This is a genomic window from Streptomyces sp. NPDC012935 (assembly GCF_042900345.1).
GTDB lineage: Bacteria > Actinomycetota > Actinomycetes > Streptomycetales > Streptomycetaceae > Streptomyces.
Map to the genome: position 1 here is coordinate 281,326 of NZ_JBIBBC010000004.1, position 22,549 is coordinate 303,874.

General features: G+C 71.4%; 17 protein-coding genes. 4 read left to right on the top strand and 13 right to left on the bottom strand.

Annotation, left to right across the window (positions count from 1 at the left end; genetic code table 11):
* Positions 1-367: 367 nt before the first annotated feature.
* A complete protein-coding gene (locus tag ACFY5C_RS13130; RefSeq protein WP_389443835.1) occupies positions 368-1,612 on the top strand; it encodes an MFS transporter in 1,245 nt (414 codons plus the stop codon).
* Between the two features lie 9 nt (positions 1,613-1,621).
* Here ACFY5C_RS13130 and ACFY5C_RS13135 read toward each other — a convergent pair whose 3' ends face one another.
* The 10 genes from ACFY5C_RS13135 to hrcA form a co-directional block, all read right to left on the bottom strand.
* Positions 1,622-2,614 carry an adenosine deaminase gene (locus ACFY5C_RS13135; RefSeq protein WP_389443836.1) on the bottom strand — a complete coding sequence of 331 codons (993 nt, stop codon included), beginning with the start codon at positions 2,612-2,614 and terminating at the stop codon, positions 1,622-1,624.
* 20 nt (positions 2,615-2,634) lie between these two features.
* The gene (locus ACFY5C_RS13140; protein WP_389443838.1) at positions 2,635-3,540 is read right to left on the bottom strand and encodes a ribonuclease Z; all 906 of its coding nucleotides are present in this window, start codon (positions 3,538-3,540) and stop codon (positions 2,635-2,637) included.
* Between the two features lie 12 nt (positions 3,541-3,552).
* Positions 3,553-3,906 carry a histidine triad nucleotide-binding protein gene (locus ACFY5C_RS13145; RefSeq protein ID WP_389443840.1) on the bottom strand — a complete coding sequence of 118 codons (354 nt, stop codon included), beginning with the start codon at positions 3,904-3,906 and terminating at the stop codon, positions 3,553-3,555.
* Between the two features lie 262 nt (positions 3,907-4,168).
* On the bottom strand, positions 4,169-7,399 hold the full coding sequence (locus tag ACFY5C_RS13150) for a S41 family peptidase (protein ID WP_389443842.1): 3,231 nt from the start codon (positions 7,397-7,399) through the stop codon (positions 4,169-4,171).
* A 75-nt stretch (positions 7,400-7,474) separates the two neighbouring features.
* Positions 7,475-8,032: a hypothetical protein gene (locus ACFY5C_RS13155; protein WP_389443844.1), complete on the bottom strand. Its 558-nt coding sequence runs from the start codon at positions 8,030-8,032 to the stop codon at positions 7,475-7,477.
* Between the two features lie 90 nt (positions 8,033-8,122).
* On the bottom strand, positions 8,123-8,515 hold the full coding sequence (locus ACFY5C_RS13160; protein WP_389443846.1) for a VOC family protein: 393 nt from the start codon (positions 8,513-8,515) through the stop codon (positions 8,123-8,125).
* Between the two features lie 18 nt (positions 8,516-8,533).
* Positions 8,534-9,289, bottom strand: a complete 756-nt coding sequence (locus ACFY5C_RS13165; RefSeq protein WP_389443848.1) for a 16S rRNA (uracil(1498)-N(3))-methyltransferase — start codon at positions 9,287-9,289, stop codon at positions 8,534-8,536.
* Positions 9,286-10,371 carry a nitronate monooxygenase gene (locus ACFY5C_RS13170; protein ID WP_389443850.1) on the bottom strand — a complete coding sequence of 362 codons (1,086 nt, stop codon included), beginning with the start codon at positions 10,369-10,371 and terminating at the stop codon, positions 9,286-9,288. Before ACFY5C_RS13170 ends, ACFY5C_RS13165 begins: the two co-directional genes overlap by 4 nt.
* Before the next feature lie 167 nt (positions 10,372-10,538).
* Complete coding sequence (dnaJ, locus tag ACFY5C_RS13175) at positions 10,539-11,675, bottom strand: molecular chaperone DnaJ (protein WP_383611045.1); 1,137 nt, start codon at positions 11,673-11,675, stop codon at positions 10,539-10,541.
* Complete coding sequence (gene hrcA / locus ACFY5C_RS13180; protein WP_328881715.1) at positions 11,676-12,692, bottom strand: heat-inducible transcriptional repressor HrcA; 1,017 nt, start codon at positions 12,690-12,692, stop codon at positions 11,676-11,678.
* 162 nt (positions 12,693-12,854) lie between these two features.
* On the opposite strand from hrcA, the gene ACFY5C_RS13185 reads away from it, so the two are divergent.
* A complete protein-coding gene (locus ACFY5C_RS13185) occupies positions 12,855-13,592 on the top strand; it encodes an MBL fold metallo-hydrolase (protein ID WP_389443858.1) in 738 nt (245 codons plus the stop codon).
* A 42-nt stretch (positions 13,593-13,634) separates the two neighbouring features.
* Positions 13,635-14,450, top strand: a complete 816-nt coding sequence (locus tag ACFY5C_RS13190) for a DUF3097 domain-containing protein (protein WP_389443859.1) — start codon at positions 13,635-13,637, stop codon at positions 14,448-14,450.
* On the opposite strand, the gene ACFY5C_RS13195 is transcribed toward ACFY5C_RS13190, so the two are convergent.
* The 3 genes from ACFY5C_RS13195 to ACFY5C_RS13205 form a co-directional block, all read right to left on the bottom strand.
* On the bottom strand, positions 14,428-14,982 hold the full coding sequence (locus ACFY5C_RS13195; protein ID WP_389443861.1) for a Uma2 family endonuclease: 555 nt from the start codon (positions 14,980-14,982) through the stop codon (positions 14,428-14,430). The genes ACFY5C_RS13190 and ACFY5C_RS13195 overlap by 23 nt on opposite strands.
* A gap of 82 nt (positions 14,983-15,064) precedes the next feature.
* Positions 15,065-16,297 (bottom strand): radical SAM family heme chaperone HemW, encoded by a 1,233-nt coding sequence (gene hemW, locus ACFY5C_RS13200; RefSeq protein WP_389443863.1) that lies wholly within the window; start codon positions 16,295-16,297, stop codon positions 15,065-15,067.
* A gap of 50 nt (positions 16,298-16,347) precedes the next feature.
* Entirely contained in the window at positions 16,348-18,291 is a 1,944-nt protein-coding gene (locus ACFY5C_RS13205) for a SpoIIE family protein phosphatase (RefSeq protein WP_389443865.1), read from the bottom strand.
* 102 nt (positions 18,292-18,393) lie between these two features.
* On the opposite strand from ACFY5C_RS13205, the gene ACFY5C_RS13210 reads away from it, so the two are divergent.
* Positions 18,394-22,539, top strand: a complete 4,146-nt coding sequence (locus tag ACFY5C_RS13210; protein ID WP_389443867.1) for a HAMP domain-containing protein — start codon at positions 18,394-18,396, stop codon at positions 22,537-22,539.
* Positions 22,540-22,549: the final 10 nt, after the last annotated feature.

The following is a 22,549-nucleotide window of genomic DNA, read 5'->3' on the forward strand; positions in this document are numbered from 1 at the left end:
CGGCTCACATGGCACCCGGCGTGAGCGGCACCTGGCACCCGGCGTGAGCGGCACCGCCTCGCTGGGGGCAGCCGCCCCAGACGGGCTGGATCGCCTGACCCAGCGCCGAGAGCGGCCACCGGGGATCGGGATGGGCTGCCTCGCCCCCGGCTCCCGGACGAGCGGAAATGACTGGCCCGGCGCCATCAGGAAAGCCCTCGTTTACCCGGCCTTCCCCACCCCAAACGCAACGTGCGCCAGATCACACCCCCCGCGCTTCTTCTCCGAACCATGTGCTTGATACAAATTCTTCGCGCGTTCCTGTCCGTCGACGGCCTGCGCTCCTCCCCCTCTTGAGCCGCTCCTTTCGCATGCCCTGGGAACGCCCGTGTTCGCCCCTCGCACCACTGCCTGGCCCCTCGTCGCCCTTTTCACGGCCGGGTACCTCGCTCCGTATCTGCTGCCGACGGTCGTCGGCAGGCTCGACTCCGGTCTTCCGCTGTCCCCCACCCAGGCGGGCGCCGTCGGCAGCGCACTGCTGCTGAGTTCGGCGTCGGCCGGCTTCCTGCTGGCCTCGCGCGTCGAGCGGATCGGCGTACGCAGGCTGGCCCGCATCGGCCTCACCCTCGCCGTCCTCGGCTACGGCGTGGCAGCGCTCGCGCACGCCGTGCCGTCCGTCGTCCTGGGCGTCGTCGTCGGCGGCTTCGGATCCGGTACGGCCACCGCGGTCGCCGCCACCCGCATCGCCGCCCAACCCGACCCCCACCGGGCCACCACGCTCGGTCTCCTCGGTGTCTCCGCCCTCGCGGGCGGCGTCTACCTGACGGTGCCGCACCTCGGTCCGGGCCATGGCCAGCCGCTGGCCGCGATCGCGCTCACCGCGCTCGCCGTGTGGCCGCTGACGGGCCGGCTCCCGGCCGCCACGGCCACGTCGCACCAGCCCGGCTGGGACGGCTCCGGTCTCCCCCACCTGCGCCACGGCCTGACCCTCGCCGCCTGCATGCTGTGCTGGTCGCTCGCCCAGAACTCCCTCTGGGGCGTCAGCGGCCGAATAGGCCTGACGCAGGCACAGTTGACCGAGACCACGGTCGGCGCGGTGTTCGCCGTGGGGCTCGGCGCGGGCCTGCTGGGCGTGACCGGGGCGGGTGCGCTCGGCCCCCGCCTCGGCAAGGCGCTGCCCATCGGCGCCGGTACGGCACTCATCGCGGCGTGCATCGCGCTCAGCGCGTCCGCCACCGACCTGACGACCTTCGCGACCGGCGAGATCGCCTGGAACACCTTCTACCCGATCGTCCTGTCGTACCTCATCGGCCTCGCCGCCTCCCTCGACACCCGCGGCCGCTGGGCCGTCCTCGTCGGCTCGGCGTCGTCGCTGGGCACGGCTGCGGGCCCGCTGACCGGGAGCGTCCTGTCGGCGCAGGCCGGGTTCCCGGCCATGGGCGCGGTCCTCGCGGTCGGGCTCCTGGTCGTCGCCGTACCGATGACGGCGGTGGCACTGGGCCGGCGGAGCGGGCGGACGGTCGAGGTCGCGGAGAGCCTCGAGACCGTCGAAGTCGTCGAGGTCGTCGAGATCCCCCTGGACACCGCCGAGGCCAACCCGGCAGCGCCCGACCGCCTCACCGCGGCCACATAGCCGCTCCGGCTACCCGAACTCGTAAGCCTCGACCTCGGCCAGGTACCGCGCCCGCAGCTCCTCGTCGTCCTCCAGGAAGGAGGCGAGGAACGAGTTGCGGGCGAGCTCGCGGAGCCGTTCGTCGGTGAGGCCGAGGGCATGGCGTACGGCGTCGAAGTTGTCGCCGGCGTACCCGCCGAAGTAGGCCGGGTCGTCGGAGTTGACCGTGCAGTGGAGCCCGGCGTCGAGCATGGCGGGCAGCGGGTGGTCGGCGAGGACGTCGACGGTCCGCAGCCGTACGTTCGACAGCGGGCACAGCGTCAGCGGCACCCGCTCCCGCACCAGCCGCTCGACCAGCGCCGGGTCCTCCATGCAGCGCAGCCCGTGGTCGACGCGCTCGACGCCGAGGACGTCGAGGGCCTCGGTGATGTAGGCGGGCGGGCCTTCCTCGCCCGCGTGCGCGACGCGTCGCAGACCGAGCGCTGCGGCGGCCTCGTAGACCTCGCGGAACTTCACCGGCGGATGGCCGACCTCGGCCGAGTCGAGGCCGACGCCGGTGATCCGGTCGAGATACGGCTCGGCGGCGCGGAGCGTGTCCATGGCCGACTCGGCGGAGTCGTCGCGCAGGAAGCACATGATCAGCCGGGTGGAGACCCCGTGGTTCGCCTCGCTGCTCCCCAGCGCCCGCCACAGCCCCTCGACGACAGTGCCCAGCTCCAGGCCCCGCTTGGTGTGCGCCTGCGGGTCGAAGAAGATCTCCGCGTGCCGCACGCCCTGCGCGGCGGCGCGGGCGAGGTAGGCGTTCGCGAGGTCCTCGAAGTCCCGCTCGGTGCGCAGGACGGCCATGAGCTCGTAGTACAGATTCAGAAAGGACTGGAGGTCCTCGAACTGATAGGCCTTGCGGAGCTCGTCGGTGTCCAGGTACGGCAGCTCGACGCGGTTGCGCGCAGCCAGTTCGAAAGCGAGCTCGGGTTCGAGGGTGCCTTCGATGTGGAGGTGCAGTTCTGCTTTGGGGAGGGGCATCGAAGCATCGTACGGCGGTGTTATCGCCGTTTCGGAAGTGGCACCCGCAGCAGGTCGTGCGCGACAGTCAGCTCCCCGTCGAACCCCGCGGCCCGCGCCTGCCGCTCGAACTCGTCCGGCTCGGAGTAGCGCTGGCTGAAGTGGGTGAGCACGAGATGCCGTACACCGCAGTCGAGCGCGACGCGGGCGGCCTGACCGGCGGTCAGGTGACCGTGCTCGACGGCGAGTTGCACGTCCTCGTCCAGGAAGGTGGACTCGATGACGAGCATGTCGCAGCCGTCGGCGAGGGTGTACACGCCGTCACACAGCCGTGTGTCCATGACGAAGGCGAACCGCTGCCCGCGCCGGACCTCACTGACGTCGTCGAGCGAGACCCCGTCCAGCACCCCCTCGCGCTGGATCCGTCCGACGTCCGGCCCCTTGATGTCGTGCGCGGCGAGCCGTTCGGGCAGCATGCGGCGGCCGTCGGGCTCGACGAGGCGGTAGCCGTACGACTCGACGGGGTGCGAGAGCCGCACGGCTTCCAGATTGTGGCCGCCGGTGGCGGCGATGACGCCGTCCTCGCTGATCGGGGCCTCGGCGATGTCGACGGTCTCGCGGTAGGCGGTGGCATACCGCAGCCGGTCGAAGAAGCGCTGCCCGGAACGCGGGTAGTGGGCGGTGACGGGATGCGGAACCTTGTCGAGGTTGATCCGCTGGATGACCCCGGCCAGTCCCAGCGAGTGGTCCCCATGGAAGTGGGTGATGCAGATCCGGTTCAGGTCGTGCGCGGCCACCCCGGCACGCAGCATCTGCCGCTGCGTGCCCTCGCCGGGATCGAACAGGATTCCCTGTCCGTCCCACCGCAGCAGATACCCGTTGTGGTTCCGGTGCCGGGTGGGGACCTGGCTCGCGGTGCCGAGGACCACCAGTTCACGTACGGACACGGCTGCTACGACCTATCCGGGGGGCCACTGCATGCCGCGCCCGCCGAGGATGTGGGCGTGCGCGTGCCAGACGGTCTGGCTGGCGCCGGCGCCGGTGTTGAAGACGATCCGGTAGCTCTCCAGCTTTTCGTCGTCGGCGACGGCGCCGGCCTCCCGCAGCACGTCCGCGGCGAGGGCCGGTTCGGCGGCGGCGAGGGCGGCGGCGTCCTTGTAGTGCGCCTTGGGAATGACCAGGACGTGGGTGGGCGCCTGGGGGTTGATGTCCCGGAACGCGACGGTCGTCTCCGTCTCCCGGACGATCGTCGCCGGGACGTGCCCCTCGACAATCTTGCAGAACAGACAGTCGTCCTGCGGCTCGCCTGCCATGAGGGTTCCCTCCGGGAGTTGGGCGCGTCGTTACGGGAGGCATCGTATCGTCGTCGGCCGCAGGTGATCGGTTGCCGGTCACGGGGGGTGCGGAACGTCGGAACTGAAGCGGGCGGCTGCCGGACAGGAGCGTCGCGACGGCGAGGCTGCCCCAGAGGGCGGCCGGGCCGCGGGGTGCGAGCGCGGTCTGCCGGGCGCACCGCCCGCCTCGGGTCGGCAGCGCCGGCGGTCTGCCTCAGGTCCGCAGCGTCGGCGGTCTGCTTCAGGTCGGCAGCGCCGGCGGTGTCTTCGCGGGCCGTTCCTCCAGCCCCGCCAGCGCGATCCGGATCGCCTCGTCCAGCTGGGCGTCCCGCCCCGCCGCCCAGTCCTGGGGCCGCTGGAGCACCTCCACGTCCGGGTCGACGCCGTGGTTCTCCACGTCCCAGCCGTAGCCCTCCAGCCAGATGGCGTACTTCGGCTGGGTGATGAGCGTGCCGTCGACCAGGCGGTAGCGGCTGTCGATCCCGATGACACCGCCCCACGTCCGCGTGCCCACGACCGGGCCGAGCCCCAGCGCCTTGATGGCGGCGTTCACGATGTCCCCGTCGGAGCCGGAGAACTCGTTCGCCACCGCCACGACGGGTCCGCGCGGGGCGTCCGCGGGATAGCTGTACGGCCGCATCCCGCGCGGCAGTTCCCAGCCCACGATCCGCCGGGCCAGTTTCTCGACGACGAGCTGCGAGGTGTGCCCGCCGCCGTTCTCCCGCACGTCCACGACGAGCCCTTCACGTGCCACCTCGACGCGCAGGTCGCGGTGGATCTGGGCCCACCCGGGCGCCTGCATGTCCGGCACATGGAGATAGCCCAGCCGGCCGCCGGACTTCTCGTGGACGTAACCGCGCCGGTCCGCCACCCATGCGTGGTAGCGCAGGGGCTGTTCGTCCGCGATCGGGACCACGACCGCATGCCGTACGTCTCCGCCCCCGGCCGGCGAGATCGTCAGCTCCACCGCCTTGCCCGCCGTGCCGACGAGCAGCGGGCCGGGCCCGGTCACCGGGTCCACCGGCGTGCCGGCCACGGCGACGATCGCGTCCCCGGCGCGCACGGCGACCCCGGGCGCGGCCAGCGGCGCCCGCGCGTCGGGGTCGGAGGTCTCCGAGGGCAGGATCCGGTCGATCCGCCAACTTCCGTCCGCGTGGCGGGAGATGTCGGCGCCGAGCAGTCCCTGCCGGGCCCCGCTGCCGTACCCGCCGCTCGGGGCGACGTAGGCGTGCGAGGTGCCGAGCTCGCCCTGCACCTCCCACAACAGGTCCATCAGGTCGTCGTGGGTGGCCACCCGGTCGAGCAGCGGGCGGTAGCGGTCCAGCACCCCGGACCAGTCGACCCCGCTCATGTCCGGCCGCCAGAAGTGGTCCCGCATGATGCGGCCGGTCTCCTCGAACATCTGCCGCCACTCCGCCGACGGGTCGACCGTCTGCCGTACGCGGCTCAGGTCGACGGTGATGTTCGTGTCGCTGTCGTCGTCGCCGGAGGCCCGCCGGTCGCTCGGTACGACCTTCAAGCGATCGCTCGTCCAGAGCAGCACCCGCTTGCCGTCGCCGCTGACCTCGAAGTCGTCGGCGTCGTCGGCGAGATGCTCGATGCGCCGCTGGACGAGGTCGTAGCGCTCCAGCTCGGTCTTGGGCTCGGGGTCGTCCGGCGTGGCCCGGGAGGCACCCAGGGCCCCGCGCACGGGGTGCCGCAGCCACAGCACGCCGTCCTTGGCGGTCCGCAGGGTGGTGTAGCGGGCCGCCTCGACCGGGAAGGGCACGATCCGGTCGGCGAGGCCGTCGAGGTCGATGCGCGTGGTCGGGGTGCCCTCGCTGTCGGGCGTCTCGTCCTTGTCGGGCGCGTCGAAGGGGCGGCCGTGCCGCTGCGGGCCGAAGGGGGACGGGGTGGTCGCGGCGAGGGTGATCAGGTGCGGGCGCGAGCCGACCACGAACGCGAGGTCGAAGACGTGCTCGTCGTAGACGGGGTCGAAGGCCCGCGTCGACAGGAACGCCAGGTGCTTGCCGTCCTGCGTGAACGCCGGCGCGTAGTCCTGGAAGCGCAGCGGGGTCGCCTCGGACACCGACAGGTCGGTGGTGTTGGCGAGCTTGAGCTGAGACAGCGGGCGGGGGCCGGGGTGCGACCAGGCGAGCCAGGCCGAGTCGGGCGAGAAGACCAGCCCGGAGACGTCCCCGTCCGCGCTGCGGTCCACCTCGCGCACCTCGCCGGTCTCCCGCTCGACGAACAGCACGCGGCCGTCGTGCGCGGCGACCGCGGCCCGGCTGCCGTCGGGCGCCATGGCGAGTTCCAGGACGCGGCCCAGTTGCCCGGCGCCGAGCCTGCGCGGGGTGGCTCCCGGCGCGAGCCCGGTCGCGGGCGCGAACTCCAGCGCGTCGTCGCCCTCCGCGTCGGTCACCCACACCACCCACTCCTCGCCCTCCGCGCGGAAGGTGCGCGGCAGCCGGGCGCGCACCCCCGGCTCGGCGGCGAGCGCACGGGCGGGGCCGGAGCGGTGGGTGACCCAGTGCACGGCGCCCCGGACGGAGACGGCGCTGCCGCGCGCGGTGTGGTCGGGCGCGGCCTCCCCGAACGCGCGCGCGGCGTTCAACGGGTACGTCTGCCGGTCGGTGCGCTGCCCGCCGAGCCGGATGTCGAGCCGGCGCGGCTCGGCGCCGTCGAGGTCGTCCAGGAGCCACAGTTCACCGGCACATGCGTGTACGACGCGGGTGCCGTCGCTCGCGGCGTGCCGGGCGTAGAAGCCGTCGACCGGCGTGTGCCGCCGCAGGTCGGACCCGTCGGCCAGGGACGAGTACACGGCTCCCACACCCTCGTGGTCGGAGAGAAAAGCGACCCTCTCCCCCACCCACATCGGGTACTCGACGTTTCCGTCCAGCTCCTCGTGCAGCCGTACGAACTCCCCGTCGCCCTCGGCCTCGATCCACAACCTCCCCGCCGTACCGCCCCGGTAGCGCTTCCACCGGGCCGCTTCCAGCCCCATGGGCGCGGACGCGAGCAGCAGCCGAGGCCCGTGGACGACATCGGCGACGGGCCCGTACGGCAGGGTGGTGGCCGGTCCGCCGTCGAGCGGGACCGTGTGGGCCCAGGTGCGGCGGCTGCCCGCCTGGCCCTGGGTGCTGATCGCGAGGACCTGGCCGTCGGGCGTCCAGCCGCGCACCCTGGTCTGCCCGCTGCCCCAGTGGGTGAGGCGCCTGGAGGGGCCGCCGTCGACCGGCGCGATGTGCACCTCGGGGGCGCCGTCGCGGGTGGAGGTCCAGGCGACGGTCGTACCGTCGGGCGAGATGCGCGGCAGGGAGACCGGCACGTTGTCGGCGCTGACCCGCCAGGCCCGGCCGCCGTCGAGGGGGGCGAGCCATACGTCGTCCTCGGCGGTGAAGGCGACCAGGTCGCCGTGCAGATGCGGATACCGCAGATATGACGGCGCGGGGACGGGGGCCGAAGTCGAAGCAGGCGTCGCGGACTGTGTCACGCGATCACCCTAGGCAAGAGCGGCGCCCGCGAACAGGTCTTTGGATCACTTGCCCCAACTCCCGCCGGGAGCCGGTCACTTGCCCTCCGGCCAGCAGTTCGGGTGCTGCTTGCAGTAGACGGTCTTGGTGACGGTCACCGTGACGGTCGGGCCGGGTTGCTGTCCGCCCCCGGACGGGTTGACGGGCGAGGGCGTGGCGTCGCAGTCGCCCAGCCCGTTCACGTGGAACCACTCCTTGCCATCGATCTTGGCGACGAGGTCCCCGCGCACACAGGAACCGCTGACGGCCCGGGTGATCCGGCCCGTGACGACAATGTCCTTGCCGTCCTTGGTCTCGCCCTCGCAGTCGACCTTGACGACGGCGTTCTCACTGGCGGTCGGCGAGCTGCCGTTGCCGCCCCCGTCGTACGAGCCCGTGCAGTTGAGCCACTGCACGTCGGCCTTCTGCCGCTCCAGCTCGTCGGTCACGGTCTGATCGGTCGTGAACGCCACGGTCGCCGAGCTCAGCCCACTCGGATCACAGCCGACCACCGAGCCGACGGCGACGACGGCGAGCCCCGCCACGGCAGCCACCCGCGCACGACGCCCGGGACGCCGGTGGACGCGGGACCGAACCCTCCTGAATGCCCCCATGGGACCGCAGCCTGCCACTGTCCCGGCCGCCGCGGTAGAGCGCATACGGCCACTCCTGCTCGCGCACGTCACGGCGGGAGGCGGTCGCTCTCAGGTGCGCAGCAGCAGCCATTCCTGAAGCTCCACCAGGTTCCCCTCCGGGTCCTTGAGGTGGGCGACGCGCATGCGGTCGGTCAGCGCAGTGGGGTCGTGGAGGAGGGTCGCTCCGCGTTCGGTGATCTGTGCGCAGTAGGTGTCCAGATCGTCGACGCGCAGGACCACCAGCGAACGATGTCCCCTGGCCTCGTCGCCGAGTTCGCCCACGACCTCGGCCATCACCGCCCGGTCCTGAAGGGCGATGCCCGCCGAACCGGTTGCGGGGCTGAACTTCTCGTAGGGCCCGTTCGTCGCGCCCGACTGCGGCTTGAGGCCGAGGACCTCGGCGTAGAAGCGGTAGCAGGCGGCGAAGTCGCCGACCAAAAGCCGTACTTGGGCGAGTTCCACGGCGGACGTCCCTCCTGGTCAGGACCAGCGGCCGGTGCGGCCGAGGAGCAGTGCCGTCGCCGCGGTTCCGGCGGTGGAGGTACGCAGGACGGTTCGGCCCAGACGGTACGCCTTCGCGCCCGCCTCCTCGAAGAGGGCGAGTTCCCCGGGGGCCAAGCCGCCCTCGGGGCCGACGACGAGCACGATCTCGCCCTCGGCGGGCAGTTCGGCCGTCGCGAGCGGCTCGCTGCCGTAGTCGCGCTCCTCGTGCAGTACGGCGGCGAAGTCGGCGTCGGCGAGCAGCGCCGCGACCTGCTTGGTCGTGGCCGCCTCGGCGACCTGCGGGAAGCGCACCCGGCGCGACTGCTTGCCTGCCTCGCGTGCGGTGGCCCGCCACTTGCCGAGGGCCTTCGCCCCTCGCTCGCCCTTCCACTGGGTGATGCACCGGGCGGCCGCCCACGGCACGATCGCGTCGACGCCGGTCTCGGTCATGGTCTCGACGGCCAGTTCACCGCGGTCGCCCTTGGGGAGGGCCTGGACGACGGTGATACGGGGCTGTCCCGCTGGTTCCTCGGCCACCGCACCCGCGCCGACGACCAGCCGGTCCTTGCCCTCGGCCGCCTTGACGACCCCCTCTACCCAGCGCCCGAGCCCGTCGGTGAGGACGACCTCCTCGCCGGCCCGCAGCCGCTTCACCGAGACGGCGTGCCGCCCCTCGGGACCGTCGAGCACGTACTCGCCGCCGGAGAGGTGGCCCCGCTCCAGCGACTCGACGACGAACACCGGCGCCGTCATCCGAGAGCACCCCCCTTGCGCGCCGCCGACAACGCTGTCGTCGCGGCGTCCAGCTCCGCGACCAACACCTCCACCAGCTGCCCGGCGGGCAGGTCGCGTGCCATGCGGTGCCCCTGCCCCGCCCACAGGGCCATGCCCTGCGCGTCACCGGACGCGGCGGCCTTCTTGCGCAGCGGGGAGGTCAGGTGGTGGACCTCGGGGTAGGCGGCGGGGGCGTACGGCCCGTGCTCGCGCATGAAGCGGTTGACCAGGCCGCGGGCGGGCCGGCCGGAGAACGCGCGCGTCAGTTCGGTCCGTACGAACAGGGGGTTGGTCAGCGCCTGCTTGTGCAGGGCGTTGGCGCCGGACTCCTGGGTGGCGAGGAAGGCGGTGCCGAGCTGGGCGGCACTGGCCCCGGCCGCGAGGACGGCGGCGATCTGGCTGCCGCGCATGATGCCGCCGGCGGCGACGAGGGGCAGGCTGACGGTCTCCCGGACCTGGGCGAGGAGGGAGAGCAGCCCGATGCCCGACCGGTCCGTCTCCGGGTTGTCGCGATGCGTCCCCTGGTGCCCGCCGGCCTCCACTCCCTGCACGATCACGGCGTCGGCACCGGCCTGCTGCACGGCGAGGGCCTCGTCCGGGGTGGTGACGGTGACGAGGGTGAAGGTTCCGGCGCGGCGCAGGGACTCCAGCACATCCGGCTTCGGCACCCCGAAGTGGAACGAGACGACCGGCACCGGGTTGTCGAGCAGCACGGCCAGCTTGGCGTCGTACCCGTCGTCCCGCCCGCTGTCGCGGTCCCCCAGCTCGGTCTCGTACCAGGCCGCCTCACCGGCGAGCTGATGCGCGTAGACGTCCACTGCCGCGGCGTCGGCATACTCGGGCTGCGGCATGAACAGGTTGACCCCGAACGGGCGGCCCGTCAGCCCGCGCAGCTGCTTGATCTCCTGGTACATCCCGTCGGCGGTCTTGTACCCGGCGGCGAGAAACCCCAGCCCACCGGCCTCGGACACGGCAGCGGCGAGCTGCGGAACGGAGACGCCGCCCGCCATGGGGGCCTGCACGATCGGATGGGGGAAGAGATCGGTCAGCGCGGAGGACATGACGGCATGTTGTCACGTCCTCCGAACAAGTCCGAATCGGCCCGGTGCCGCGGCAACGGGCCGGGGAGAATCAGCCCGTCCGGCGTTCGAGGACGAGGCCCGTTCAGGGCCGGGCGGGGGGCTGAGGGCGGCAGCCCCCAGCCACGGCGAGCAACCCCCGCGCACCGTCAGCGCCCGTTGAACGCGTCCTTCAACCGCGAGAACAACCCCTGCTGCCCGGGCTGGAACTGCCCTTGCGGCCGCTCCTCGCCCCGCAGCTTGGCCAGCTCGCGCAGCAACCGCTCCTGCTCGGGGTCCAGCTTGGTCGGCGTGGTGACCTCGACGTGGACGATGAGATCGCCGCGCCCGCCACCGCGCAGATGCGTCACACCGCGTCCGTGCAGCGGAATCGACTGACCCGACTGGGTGCCGGGCCGGATGTCGACCTCCTCGAGGCCGTCCAGCGTCTCCAGCGGCACCTTCGTGCCGAGGGACGCCGCGGTCATCGGGATCGTCACCGTGCAGTGCAGGTCGTCGCCGCGCCGCTGGAAGGTCGAGTGCGGCAGCTCGTGGATCTCGACGTACAGGTCACCGGCGGGACCGCCACCGGGGCCGACCTCGCCCTCGCCGGCGAGCTGGATCCGGGTGCCGTTGTCGACACCGGCCGGGATCTTGACCGTGAGCGTCCGACGGGACCGTACGCGTCCGTCGCCCGCGCACTCGGGACACGGCGTGGGAACGACCGTCCCGAATCCCTGGCACTGCGGGCAGGGCCGGGACGTCATGACCTGGCCCAGGAAGGACCGCGTCACCTGCGACACCTCACCGCGACCGCGGCACATGTCACACGTCTGGGCGGAGGTGCCGGGGGCAGCCCCCTCACCGTTGCAGGTGTTGCAGACGACGGCCGTGTCGACCTGGATGTCCTTCGTCGTGCCGAAGGCCGCCTCGTCGAGCTCGATCTCCAGCCGGATCATCGCGTCCTGGCCCCGACGGGTGCGCGAGCGCGGGCCGCGCTGGGACGCCGTACCGAAGAAGGCGTCCATGATGTCCGAGAAGTTCCCGAAGCCACCCGCACCGAAGCCGCCGGCTCCCGCGCCGCCCGCCTGGGACAGCGGGTCGCCGCCGAGGTCGTAGACCTGCTTCTTCTGCGGGTCCGACAGCACCTCGTAAGCGGCGTTGATCTCCTTGAACCGCTCCTGGGTCTTCGGATCCGGGTTGACGTCCGGGTGCAGCTCGCGCGCGAGCCGCCGGAAGGCCTTCTTGATCTCTTCCTGCGACGCGTCGCGGCGCACGCCGAGAACGGCGTAGTAGTCCGTGGCCACTTACGACTCCGCCAGGATCTGTCCGACGTACCGTGCCACTGCGCGTACCGCTCCCATCGTTCCCGGGTAATCCATGCGGGTCGGTCCGACCACGCCGAGCTTGGCTACTGCCTCGCCGCCCGAACCGTAGCCGACCGACACGACAGACGTTGAGTTGAGTCCCTCGTAGGCGTTCTCGTGACCGATGCGTACGGTCATGCCCGAATCCCCTGCCTCGCCAAGGAGTTTGAGGAGCACGACATGCTCCTCGAGGGCCTCCAGGACGGGCCGGATGGTGAGGGGGAAGTCATGTCCGAAGCGGGTGAGATTGGCGGTGCCGCCGATCATCAGCCGCTCTTCGTTCTCCTCGACGAGTGTCTCCAGAAGGGTGGAGAGCACGGCCGAAACGGTGCCGCGGTCCTCTATGTCGAAGGCCTCCGCGAGGTCCTCGACGAGCCTCGGCACATCGGTGAAGCGCCGCCCCGCGACCCGGCTGTTGAGCCGCGCGCGCAGATCCGCGAGCGAGGCCTCACCGAAGGGCGCGGGACAGTCGATCATCCGCTGCTCGACCCGTCCGGTGTCCGTGATCAGCACGAGCATCACACGCGCGGGCGCGAGCGAGAGCAGCTCCACATGACGGACGGTGGACCGGGTCAGCGACGGGTACTGCACGACGGCGACCTGCCGCGTGAGCTGCGCGAGCAGCCGCACGGTGCGCGCCACGACGTCGTCGAGGTCGACGGCGCCGTCGAGGAAGTTCTGGATGGCGCGCCGCTCCGGCGGGGTCATCGGCTTGACGCCGGCGAGCTTGTCGACGAACAGCCGGTAGCCCTTGTCGGTCGGGATGCGCCCCGCGCTGGTGTGCGGCTGGGCGATGAACCCCTCGTCCTCCAGGGCCGCCATGTCATTGCGGACGGTCGCCGGGGAGACCCCGAGGTTGTGCCGCTCGGTCAGCGCCTTCGACCCGACCGGCTCCTCGGTCCCGACATAGTCCTGGACGATGGCGCGCAAAACCTGAAGCCTGCGTTCACTCAGCAACCGCGCACACCTCCAGAAGTCGTCCCCTTGACATCTCGCCTGGCACTCTGCGCTGGTGAGTGCCAACCGTCCCCGGCCAGTGTACGGCGGTGGGGTACGCCCCGGGCAAGGCCGGTCCTGCACCACCATGCCCGACGGTGGTGTCTTGGTTAGCGTCGCCGTATGACGGTGACTTGGGAAGAGCTCGGGTGGGAACGGCTGGCGACCGGGGTGGGCAGGTGCCGGCTTCCGGGCTGGGACTGCACCGCGGGGCTGGTCGTGGGCCGGGACACGGCGCTCGTGATCGACGCCGGGTCAAGCCTCGGGGAAGGTGTGCGGTTGCGTACGCAGGCGCAGTGGCTCGCGGGTCACCGTGTGACTCATCTCGCGCTGACCCATCCCCACTTCGATCATGTCTTCGGGGCGGCGGCGTTCGCCGGGGCGGAGGTGTACGGCCCGGTGGGCATGGACACGGTGTTCGCGCACGAGCGGGCGGGACTGCGCTCGGACGCCGTGGGCAACGGCCTGGACCCGGACGCCGCCGACGAGGCTCTGGACGCCCTGGTCCGCCCCCGCCACCAGGTGAGCGGCGAGTGGACCCTCGACCTGGAGGGCGGCCGCCAGGTCCTGCTCGCGAACGTCGGTCCGGCCCACACGGCCCACGATCTGGTCGTGCTGGTGCCGGGCGCGGCCTCCGGCGATCGGGAGGTCGTCTTCTGCGGCGACCTGGTGGAGGAGTCGGGCGAACCCCAGGCGGGCCCCGACGCCGTACCGTCGCACTGGCCGGCCGCCCTGGACCGCCTGTTGGACCTGGGCGGCGAGGACGCGCTGTACGTGCCCGGTCACGGAGCGGTGGTGGACGCGGAGTTCGTGCGGCGCCAGCGCGACGCCCTGGCGGCCCGCTTCGGCGTGTCGCCCTGATCCGCGAGACGTACCCGCGGCGCTTCTCCTATCGTCATCCGAATGCGCCAGTACTCCCCGGACCTGACCCCGCCCTGGAAGAAGCCCAAGCCCGCCCCCGAGGTACCGGCGGACCCGGGCCTGGTCGTGGAGGAGCCGGGCACGGGTTTCTGCGGCGCGGTGATCCGCTGCGAGGCGGGCACGGTGACGCTGGAGGACCGCTTCGGCAAGCACCGGGTGTTCCCGCTGGAGCCGCGGGGGTTCCTGCTGGAGGGCAAGGTCGTGACGCTCGTACGCCCGACGTCCTCCGCTCCCGCACGTCCCAGCCGTACGGCGTCCGGCTCGGTCGCCGTCCCCGGCGCACGCGCACGTGTGGCCCGCGCCGGCCGGATCTACGTGGAGGGCCGCCACGACGCCGAACTGGTCGAGAAGGTCTGGGGCGACGACCTGCGCATCGAGGGCGTGGTCGTGGAGTACCTGGAGGGCGTCGACGACCTGCCGTCGATCGTGGCCGAGTTCGCCCCGGGCCCGGACGCCCGCCTCGGGGTCCTGGTGGACCACCTGGTGCCCGGCACGAAGGAGTGGCGGATCGCGGAGTCGGTGACCAGCGAACACGCCCTGGTCGTGGGCCACCCGTACATCGACATCTGGGAGGCGGTGAAGCCGTCGGCCCTGGGCATCGAGTCCTGGCCGCGCGTCCCGCACGGGCAGGACTGGAAGACGGGGGTGTGCCGGGCACTGGGGTGGCCGTCGGAGAACACCGGCGCGGTGTGGCAGGCGATCCTGAAGCGGGTGGGGTCCTACAAGGACCTGGAGCCGGAGTTGCTGGGGCGGGTGGAGGAGCTGATCGACTTCGTTACGGGTAGCGGTGGGGCCTGACGTTGCTGAAGGTGCCGAATCCGGTGGTGTCGACTTCGAGACCGAGACAGTCCATCGGGACCGGGCAGCCGAACTTGCTCATCCGTTGCACGTGGTACTCGGCTTCCTCGCCACTGCCCTTCGGCTCGGCGAACAGCACACAGTGCGCCATGATCGGGTCGATGATCAGGTAGGCGGGCACGCCGCTCGCGGCATAGATCGCGCGCTTGACCCCGTAGTCGCGCTCCACGCTGGTTTCGGAGACGACCTCCACCAATGCCGTGACCACCGCCGACGGCACGTATGTCCCTTGATCCGGACCGGCGCCTCGCTCGGTCACCACCACATCGGGAACGGGTGCGCTGACGAAGTCGAGCATGTCGACACACTGGGTCTGAAGCGGATACCAACGGTTGCGGGGAATCTGGTCCACCGTCTCCGTGACGTTGCGGTTGTTCACCAGACCAGAGTTACGCGACATCACGATCTCGCCTCGCAGAAGCTCGGCCCTGACGCCCTCAGGCGGCTCCAGCCCCTCGAAGAACTTGATCATCGCGCGATCGTTCACAGCGGCACCCTACGAATCGGTGCGCCGCCCAATGGTGCCTCTGCGTCCGATTCACCCACCGGAGTGATCAGTCCACCAAATCCCTGACCACCGCATCCGCCAGCAACCGCCCCCGAAGCGTCAGCACCGCACGCCCTTCCCCGTACGGCCCCTCCTGAAGCAGCCCCTCCCCCAGCGCCCGCCGAGCAGCCGCGAGCCCCTGCTCCCGCAGCAGCTCCAGCGGCACCCCCTCCAGCAGCCGCAGCTCCAGCAGGATCCGCTCGACCCTCCTGTCCTCCTCGGACAGCAGCTCGCGCCCGGCCCCCGGCGAGCGTCCCGCCGCCAGTGCCGCCGCGTACGCGCCCGGATGCTTCACGTTCCACCAGCGCACGCCGCCCACGTGCGAGTGGGCGCCCGGACCCGCGCCCCACCAGTCGGCGCCCCGCCAGTACAGCTCGTTGTGCAGGCAGCGGCCCGCCTGTGAGGTCGCCCAGTTGGAGACCTCGTACCAGTCGAAGCCCGCCTGCGACAGCACCGAATCCGCGATCAGGTACCGGTCCGCGTGGACGTCGTCGTCCGTCATCGGGACCTCGCCCCGGCGGATGCGGCGGGCCAGCTGGGTGCCCTCCTCGACGATCAGGGCGTAGGCGGACACGTGGTCCGGGCCGGCGCCGATCGCCGCCTCCAGCGAGGCCCGCCAGTCGTCGTCCGACTCGCCCGGTGTGCCGTAGATCAGGTCCAGGTTGACGTGCTCGAAGCCTGCCGCGCGCGCCTCCGCCACGCACGCCTCGGGACGGCCCGGGGTGTGGGTGCGGTCCAGGACCTTCAGCACGTGCTGCTTCGCGCTCTGCATGCCGAAGGAGAGCCGGTTGAAGCCGCCCTCGCGCAGGGTGGCCAGATACGCCGGGTCCACCGACTCCGGGTTCGCCTCCGTCGTGATCTCCGCGTCCGGTGCCAGCCCGAACTCGTCACGGATCGCCCCCAGCATCCGTACGAGATCGTCGGCGGCCAGCAGCGTGGGCGTACCGCCGCCGACGAAGACCGTGCGGACCTCGCGCGGGTCGTCGCCGAGGACCTTGCGGGCCATGCGGATCTCGTCGACGAGGGTCTCGGCGTAGTTGTCGCGGGACGCCAGCACTCCGCCCGTGCCGCGCAGCTCGGTCGCCGTGTAGGTGTTGAAGTCGCAGTAGCCGCAGCGGGTCGCGCAGTACGGGACGTGCAGGTAGAAGCCGAGAGGGCGGTCGGCGGACCCGGCGAGGGCGGACGCGGGGAGCGTGCCGTCGTCGGGGACGGGCTCGCCGTCGGGGAGTGCGGAAGGCATGGGTTCTATTGTCCAGCACGCGCGGGTGCCCGCCGGAACCGAGAGAACCGCTACTCGGCCTGGAGCACCAGCAGCGCCAGATCGTCCTCCGGCGGACGGCCGCTGAACTCGTGCACGAGCCTGCGGATCCGCTCCGCGATCAGCTCGGCGTTCAGCCCCGCGCACCCGGCGAGCGCGGTCGCGAGGCCGTCGCCGTCGTCGAACTGGCTGGAGCCGCTGCGCCGCTCCGTCACTCCGTCGGTCACGCACAGCAGGGTGTCCCCGGAGCGCAGCTCGAAGGTCTCGCTGGTGTACGTGGCGTCCTCGACGACCCCGAGGAGGGTCTGCGGATGCGCCGCGGTGTGGACCTCGCCGCCGGCGCCCAGCAGCAGCGGCAGCGGGTGTCCGGCGGAGGCGAGGGTGCAGCGGATGCCGCCGTCGAAGGGGGTGAGTTCGCCGTAGAGGAGGGACAGGAAGCGGGTCTGCGGGCCGTCGCCCGGCGCCGGCGGGACCGGCCCGACGAGGGCGCGCGCGGCGGCGTCGGCGGCCTCCGTGGCGTCGTCGAGGAGTAGCTGGTTGAGACGGTCGAGGACGTCGGCGACCCGGTAGCCCTCCCGGGCGAGGAGCCGCAGCCAGGGGCGTGCGATGCCGATCACCACGGCCGCCTCGGGGCCCTTGCCCTGGACGTCCCCGATGGCGAAGCACCAGCGGCCGTCGCCGGCCGGGAACAGGTCGTAGAAGTCGCCGCTCGGACCGCCCTTGTCGCACGGCTCGTACACCAGCGCGCTGGCCACGCCGGGGATCTCCGCGACGGCACCGGGCAGCAGTCCGCGCTGCAGGACCCGGCTGATGGTGGCCTGCCGGGCGTACTGGCGGGCCGCGCCGATGGCGAGCGCCACCCGGCGGCTGAGGTCCTCGACGAGCCCGGTGACCTCGTCGGGGAAGCGCAACAGGTCGGCCCGCCCGATGACCAGCGTGCCCAGCGGGCGGCCCCCGGCGATCAGGCGGTACGCGAGCGCCGTGCCGCTCATCCCGCGCGCGCCGAGCGCCTCACCTGGCCAGGGGTAGGCGACCGGACCGGTGCGGTGGTCGTCGGCGGGAAGCGGCGGCTCCTTCTCCAGGGCCTGGCGCAGCTCCTCGATGAGGTTCTCGGAGCCGTGCCAGACGCGGGCCAGCCGCGGCCCGGTCCCGGCGGCGCCGTCCGCCCCCCAGCCCGCCCCTCCCCCGGCCTCGCCCGATCGTGGGTATCCCCAGCGCCCGGCGACCTCGTCCTCCAGCCACACCGCACACCAGTCCGCGAGCCGCGGCACGATCAGCTGGCCGGCGAGCGCGGCGACCAGGTTCTCGTCGAGCTGCCCGGCGAGCAGGTCGGAGGCCTCGGCGAGGAAGGACAGAGCACCGCGGTTGAGCCAGTCGGTCTCCCGCTCGGCGCGCTGGGGCTCGGGGGCGAGGATCTCGGCGACGCGCAGCCCGCGCTCCAGCGCGCGCTCCTCGGCGTACACCTCGATGTCGTCCTTGGCCGCCACGGGGTCCTCGGCGGGCAGCCGCGCCCACACGGTCTTGGAGCCGGTGCGATAGGTGACGCCCCAGGACTCGGCGAGCCGGGACACCAGCCGCAGGCCGCGCCCGTACTCCGGAGTCTCGTACGGCGCCTCGACCTCACCGTCGCGCGGGGCGCGCGAGGGATGGTGGTCCAGGACCTCGACGACGAGGGCGCCGGCGTCCTCCAGCCGGCAGGTGAGCTCCAGATCGGTGCCGGCGTGCACGACGGCGTTGGTGACCAGCTCGCTGACGGCCACGACGGCGTCGTCGACGAGTCGGGCGCTGAGGTGCTCGGTGCCGGGGAGCCCGGAGGCGGCCCATTCGGTCAGGGCGTTGCGCACGAGGGTGCGGGCGGAGCCCGGGGAGATCGGACTGCCGGGGAGGGTGGCATGGGTTTCCGCGCCCACGCCTCCGGGCGCAGGCGCATCAGAGGCACGGGAAACGGTCTCCCGTTGCGCCGGAATGGCCCCCATGGACAGCTCCCCGAACGGTTCGGACGAATACGCCTCAGTCGACGCCGACAGAGTGACAGACTGGCCACGCCCATAAGCACCGAGTTACCGAAGTGGGCCGCCATGAGTGAGAACCGTGCTACGCGTGTGCTCGAAGACGGACAGAAAGACGGTCAGATTCGAGCATCGGAACTGCGCCCGCTGCTCGCCGCGATGACCGCGGCGAGGGACGGCGACTTCCGGAGGCTGCCGGAGACCGGTGAGGGAGTGGTGGCCGAGCTTACGGCGGTCTTCAACCAGATCATGGACCGGAGCACGCACTTCAACCGCGAAGTGCAGCGCGTCAAGAGGGAGTTGGTCCGGCACGGCAGGCTCGACGAGCGGCTCTCGGCGAGCCCGGGCCCCGGTGACTGGACGACCCGCGTCAACGACGTCAACCAGGTGCTCGACGCTCTCGTCGCCCCGGCGGCGAACGCGACGCGCGTGCTCGACGCGGTGGCCGGCGGTGACCTGACCCAGCGCGTCGATCTGCATGACGGCAGCCGCCAGTTACGCGGCGACCTGCGGCGCCTCGGCCGCGCCGTGAACAAGATGGTCGACCAGCTCTCCCTGTTCACCGGTGAGGTCACTCGCGTGGCCCGCGAGGTCGGCACCGAGGGCCGGCTCGGCGGGCGGGCCAAGGTGCAGGGCCTGTCGGGCAGTTGGCGGGACGTGACCGAGGCCGTCAACACGATGGCGTCCCGGCTGACGGCGCAGGTGCGCGACATCGCCCTGGTGACCACGGCGGTGGCCCGCGGCGACCTGACCCGCACGGTCACCGTCGAGGCGACCGGCGAGCTGCTCGAACTCAAGCTGACCGTCAACACGATGGTCGACCAGCTCTCCGCCTTCGCCGACGAGGTGACGAGGGTCGCCCGCGAGGTGGGTACGGAAGGGCAGCTGGGCGGACGCGCGCAGGTGCGCGGCGTCTCCGGGGTATGGAAGGACCTCACCGACAACGTCAACTTCATGGCGTCGAACCTGACCTCCCAGGTCCGCAACATCGCCCAGGTGACGACCGCCGTCGCCAACGGCGACCTGAGTCAGAAGATCACCGTCGACGCCCAGGGCGAGATCCTCGAACTCAAGTCGACCATCAACACGATGGTCGACCAGCTCTCCGCCTTCGCCGACGAGGTGACGAGGGTCGCCCGCGAGGTGGGCACGGAAGGCAACCTCGGCGGGCGGGCCCAGGTACGCGGCGTCTCCGGCGTATGGAAAGACCTCACCGACAACGTCAACTTCATGGCGGACAACCTGACTTCCCAGGTCCGCAACATCGCCCTCGTCTCCACCGCCGTCGCCCAGGGCGACCTGGGCAAGAAGATCACGGTGGAGGCGAAGGGCGAGATCCTGGAGCTGAAGTCGACCATCAACACGATGGTGGACCAGCTCTCCGCCTTCGCCGACGAGGTCACCCGCGTCGCCCGCGAGGTCGGCACCGAAGGAAACCTCGGCGGTCAGGCCCAGGTACGCGGCGTCAGCGGCGTCTGGAAGGACCTCACCGACAACGTCAACTTCATGGCGCTGAACCTAACCTCGCAGGTCCGCAACATCGCGCAGGTGACGACCGCCGTCGCCAACGGCGACCTGTCCAAGAAGATCACCGTCGACGCCCGCGGCGAGATCCTCGAACTCAAGGACACCGTCAACACGATGGTGCAGCAGCTGCGCGCCTTCGCCGACGAGGTCACCCGCGTGGCCCGCGAGGTCGGCACCGACGGCCGGCTCGGCGGCCGAGCCCAGGTGCTGGGCGTCTCCGGGGTCTGGCGGGACCTGACCGACAACGTCAACTACATGGCCGACAACCTCACCTCCCAGGTGCGCAACATCGCCCAGGTCACCACCGCCGTCGCCAACGGCGACCTCTCCAAGAAGATCGACGTGGACGCGCGCGGCGAGATCCTGGAGCTGAAGACCGCCATCAACACGATGGTCGACACCCTCTCCTCCTTCTCCTCCGAGGTCACCCGCGTGGCCCGCGAGGTGGGCTCCGAGGGCCAGCTCGGCGGCCAGGCCCGGGTGGAGGGTGTGTACGGCACCTGGAAGCGCCTGACGACGAACGTGAACGAGCTGGCGTCGAACCTGACCACCCAGGTCCGCGCGATCGCCGAGGTCGCCTCCGCGGTGGCCCAGGGCGACATGTCCCGCTCGATCACGGTCGAGACGCGCGGCGAGGTCGCCGAGCTGAAGGACAACATCAACCTGATGGTGGCCAACCTGCGCGAGACGACCCGCGCCAAGGACTGGCTGGAGTCCAACCTGGCCCGCCTGGCCGCCCTGATGCAGGGCCACCGCGACCTGATGGAGGTCGCCGACCTGCTGCTGCGCGAGCTGACACCGCTGGTGAACGCCCAGTACGGCGCGTTCTTCCTGGCCGACCCGGACGAGGAGAGCGCCGCGCTGCGCACCACGGTTCCCACGAAGGGGCTGGCCTTCATCGCCGGATACGGCTCGGCCCAGGGCACGACCATCGAGACCGGCGGCCTCCCGGTGCACGGACTGGTCCGGCAGGCGGCCCGGGAGAAGAAGCGGATCCTGGTCGAGGAGGCGCCACCGGACTACATCAAGATCAACAGTGGGCTCGGCGAGGCGGCTCCCAGCAGCGTCGTCATCATCCCGATCCTCTTCGAGGACAAGCTGCTCGGCGTGATCGAGCTGGCGTCGTTCTCCCGCTTCTCCGATGTGCACCTGGCGTTCTTCGACCAGTTCGTGAACACCATCGCCGTCGCGATCAACACGATCATCGCCAACTCCCGTACGGAGTCGCTGCTCGGCGAGTCCCAGCGCCTGGCCATGCAGCTCCAGGAACGCTCTGACGAACTGCAGATGCAGCAGGCCGAGCTGCAGCGCTCGAACGCCGAGCTGGAGGAGAAAGCAGCGCTCCTGGCGACGTCGTCGCAGTACAAGTCGGAGTTCCTGGCGAACATGTCCCACGAGCTGCGGACCCCTTTGAACTCTCTGCTGATCCTGGCGAGGCTGCTCTCCGACAACCCGGACGGCCATCTCTCCGACCAGGAGGTCCAGTTCGCGACGACGATCCACCGCTCGGGCTCGGACCTGCTCCAGCTGATCAACGACATCCTGGACCTGTCGAAGATCGAGGCCGGCCGGATGGACGTACGGCCGAAGAAGCTGCCGCTCATCAAGCTGCTGGACTATGTCCACGCCACCTTCCGCCCGCTCACCCTGGACCGGGGACTCGCCTTCGAGGTGGCGGTCGGCGAGGACGTACCGCGCGAGATGTACTCGGACGAGCAGCGCCTCCAGCAGATCCTGCGCAACCTCCTCTCCAACGCCATCAAGTTCACCGCCTCGGGCAAGGTCGAGCTGCGCGTGAACCGATTGAAGGACCCTGAGCACCACTACGTCCTCGAGGGCGACGAGGTGATCGCGTTCTCGGTGTCCGACACCGGCATCGGCATCGCCGCGGAGAAACTCCCGGTGATCTTCGAGGCGTTCCAGCAGGCCGACGGCACGACCAACCGCAAGTACGGGGGCACGGGCCTCGGCCTGTCCATCAGCCGTGAGATCGCCGGCCTGCTGGGCGGCCGTATCGTCGCCGAGAGCGAGCCGGGCAAGGGCTCCACTTTCACGCTGTACGTCCCGGTCGTCAGCCCCGGTCACTCCGCCACCGGCCCGGTGCCCGAGGACCGGTCGCTGCCGGTGCCGGAGCAGCTGTCCGCCGAGACGTTCTTCTCGACCGCCCACGACGCGGACGATTCCTGGCCGACGCCGACCAAGCTGGAGGCCTGGCAGATGGGCCGGGCGGGGCAGATCCTGCCGGGCCGGCGGGTGCTCATAGTGGACGACGACATCCGCAACGTCTTCGCGCTCACCCACGTCCTGGGGCGGGTCGGCATGCCGGTCCTGTACGCGGAGAACGGCCGCGAGGGCATCGAGACACTGGAACGCACCCCGGACGTCGAACTCGTCCTCATGGACATCATGATGCCGGAGATGGACGGATACGAGACGATCTCCGCCATCCGTCGCACCCCGCGCTGGACGGACCTGCCCATCGTCGCGCTCACCGCGAAGGCCATGCCCGGAGACCGGGAGAAGTCCATCGCGCGGGGTGCCAACGACTACGTACCGAAGCCGGTGGACGTGGATCAGCTGCTGACCGTCGTCTGCGACCTCCTGGACCCCGAGGTCGCGGACAGCACCGTAGTACCGGAACCGAGCGCTTCCGAAGAGGAAGAGGTTCCGCCGACCATCACCGAGTGAGGCCACTTGA

Bases quoted from the DNA above. Each gene is read 5' to 3' on its own strand.
- ACFY5C_RS13165 (WP_389443848.1), bottom strand. From the start codon at position 9,289: ATGACGGCGCCGGTGTTCGTCGTCGAGTCGCTGGAGCGGGGCCACCTC.
- ACFY5C_RS13170 (WP_389443850.1), bottom strand. From the start codon at position 10,371: ATGTCCTCCGCGCTGACCGATCTCTTCCCCCATCCGATCGTGCAGGCC.
- ACFY5C_RS13210 (WP_389443867.1), top strand. From the start codon at position 18,394: ATGAGTGAGAACCGTGCTACGCGTGTGCTCGAAGACGGACAGAAAGAC.
- ACFY5C_RS13205 (WP_389443865.1), bottom strand. From the start codon at position 18,291: ATGGGGGCCATTCCGGCGCAACGGGAGACCGTTTCCCGTGCCTCTGAT.
- ACFY5C_RS13155 (WP_389443844.1), bottom strand. From the start codon at position 8,032: ATGGGGGCATTCAGGAGGGTTCGGTCCCGCGTCCACCGGCGTCCCGGG.
- hemW (WP_389443863.1), bottom strand. From the start codon at position 16,297: ATGCCTTCCGCACTCCCCGACGGCGAGCCCGTCCCCGACGACGGCACG.
- ACFY5C_RS13195 (WP_389443861.1), bottom strand. From the start codon at position 14,982: ATGATCAAGTTCTTCGAGGGGCTGGAGCCGCCTGAGGGCGTCAGGGCC.
- ACFY5C_RS13145 (WP_389443840.1), bottom strand. From the start codon at position 3,906: ATGGCAGGCGAGCCGCAGGACGACTGTCTGTTCTGCAAGATTGTCGAG.
- ACFY5C_RS13190 (WP_389443859.1), top strand. From the start codon at position 13,635: ATGCGCCAGTACTCCCCGGACCTGACCCCGCCCTGGAAGAAGCCCAAG.
- ACFY5C_RS13135 (WP_389443836.1), bottom strand. From the start codon at position 2,614: ATGCCCCTCCCCAAAGCAGAACTGCACCTCCACATCGAAGGCACCCTC.
- ACFY5C_RS13185 (WP_389443858.1), top strand. From the start codon at position 12,855: ATGACGGTGACTTGGGAAGAGCTCGGGTGGGAACGGCTGGCGACCGGG.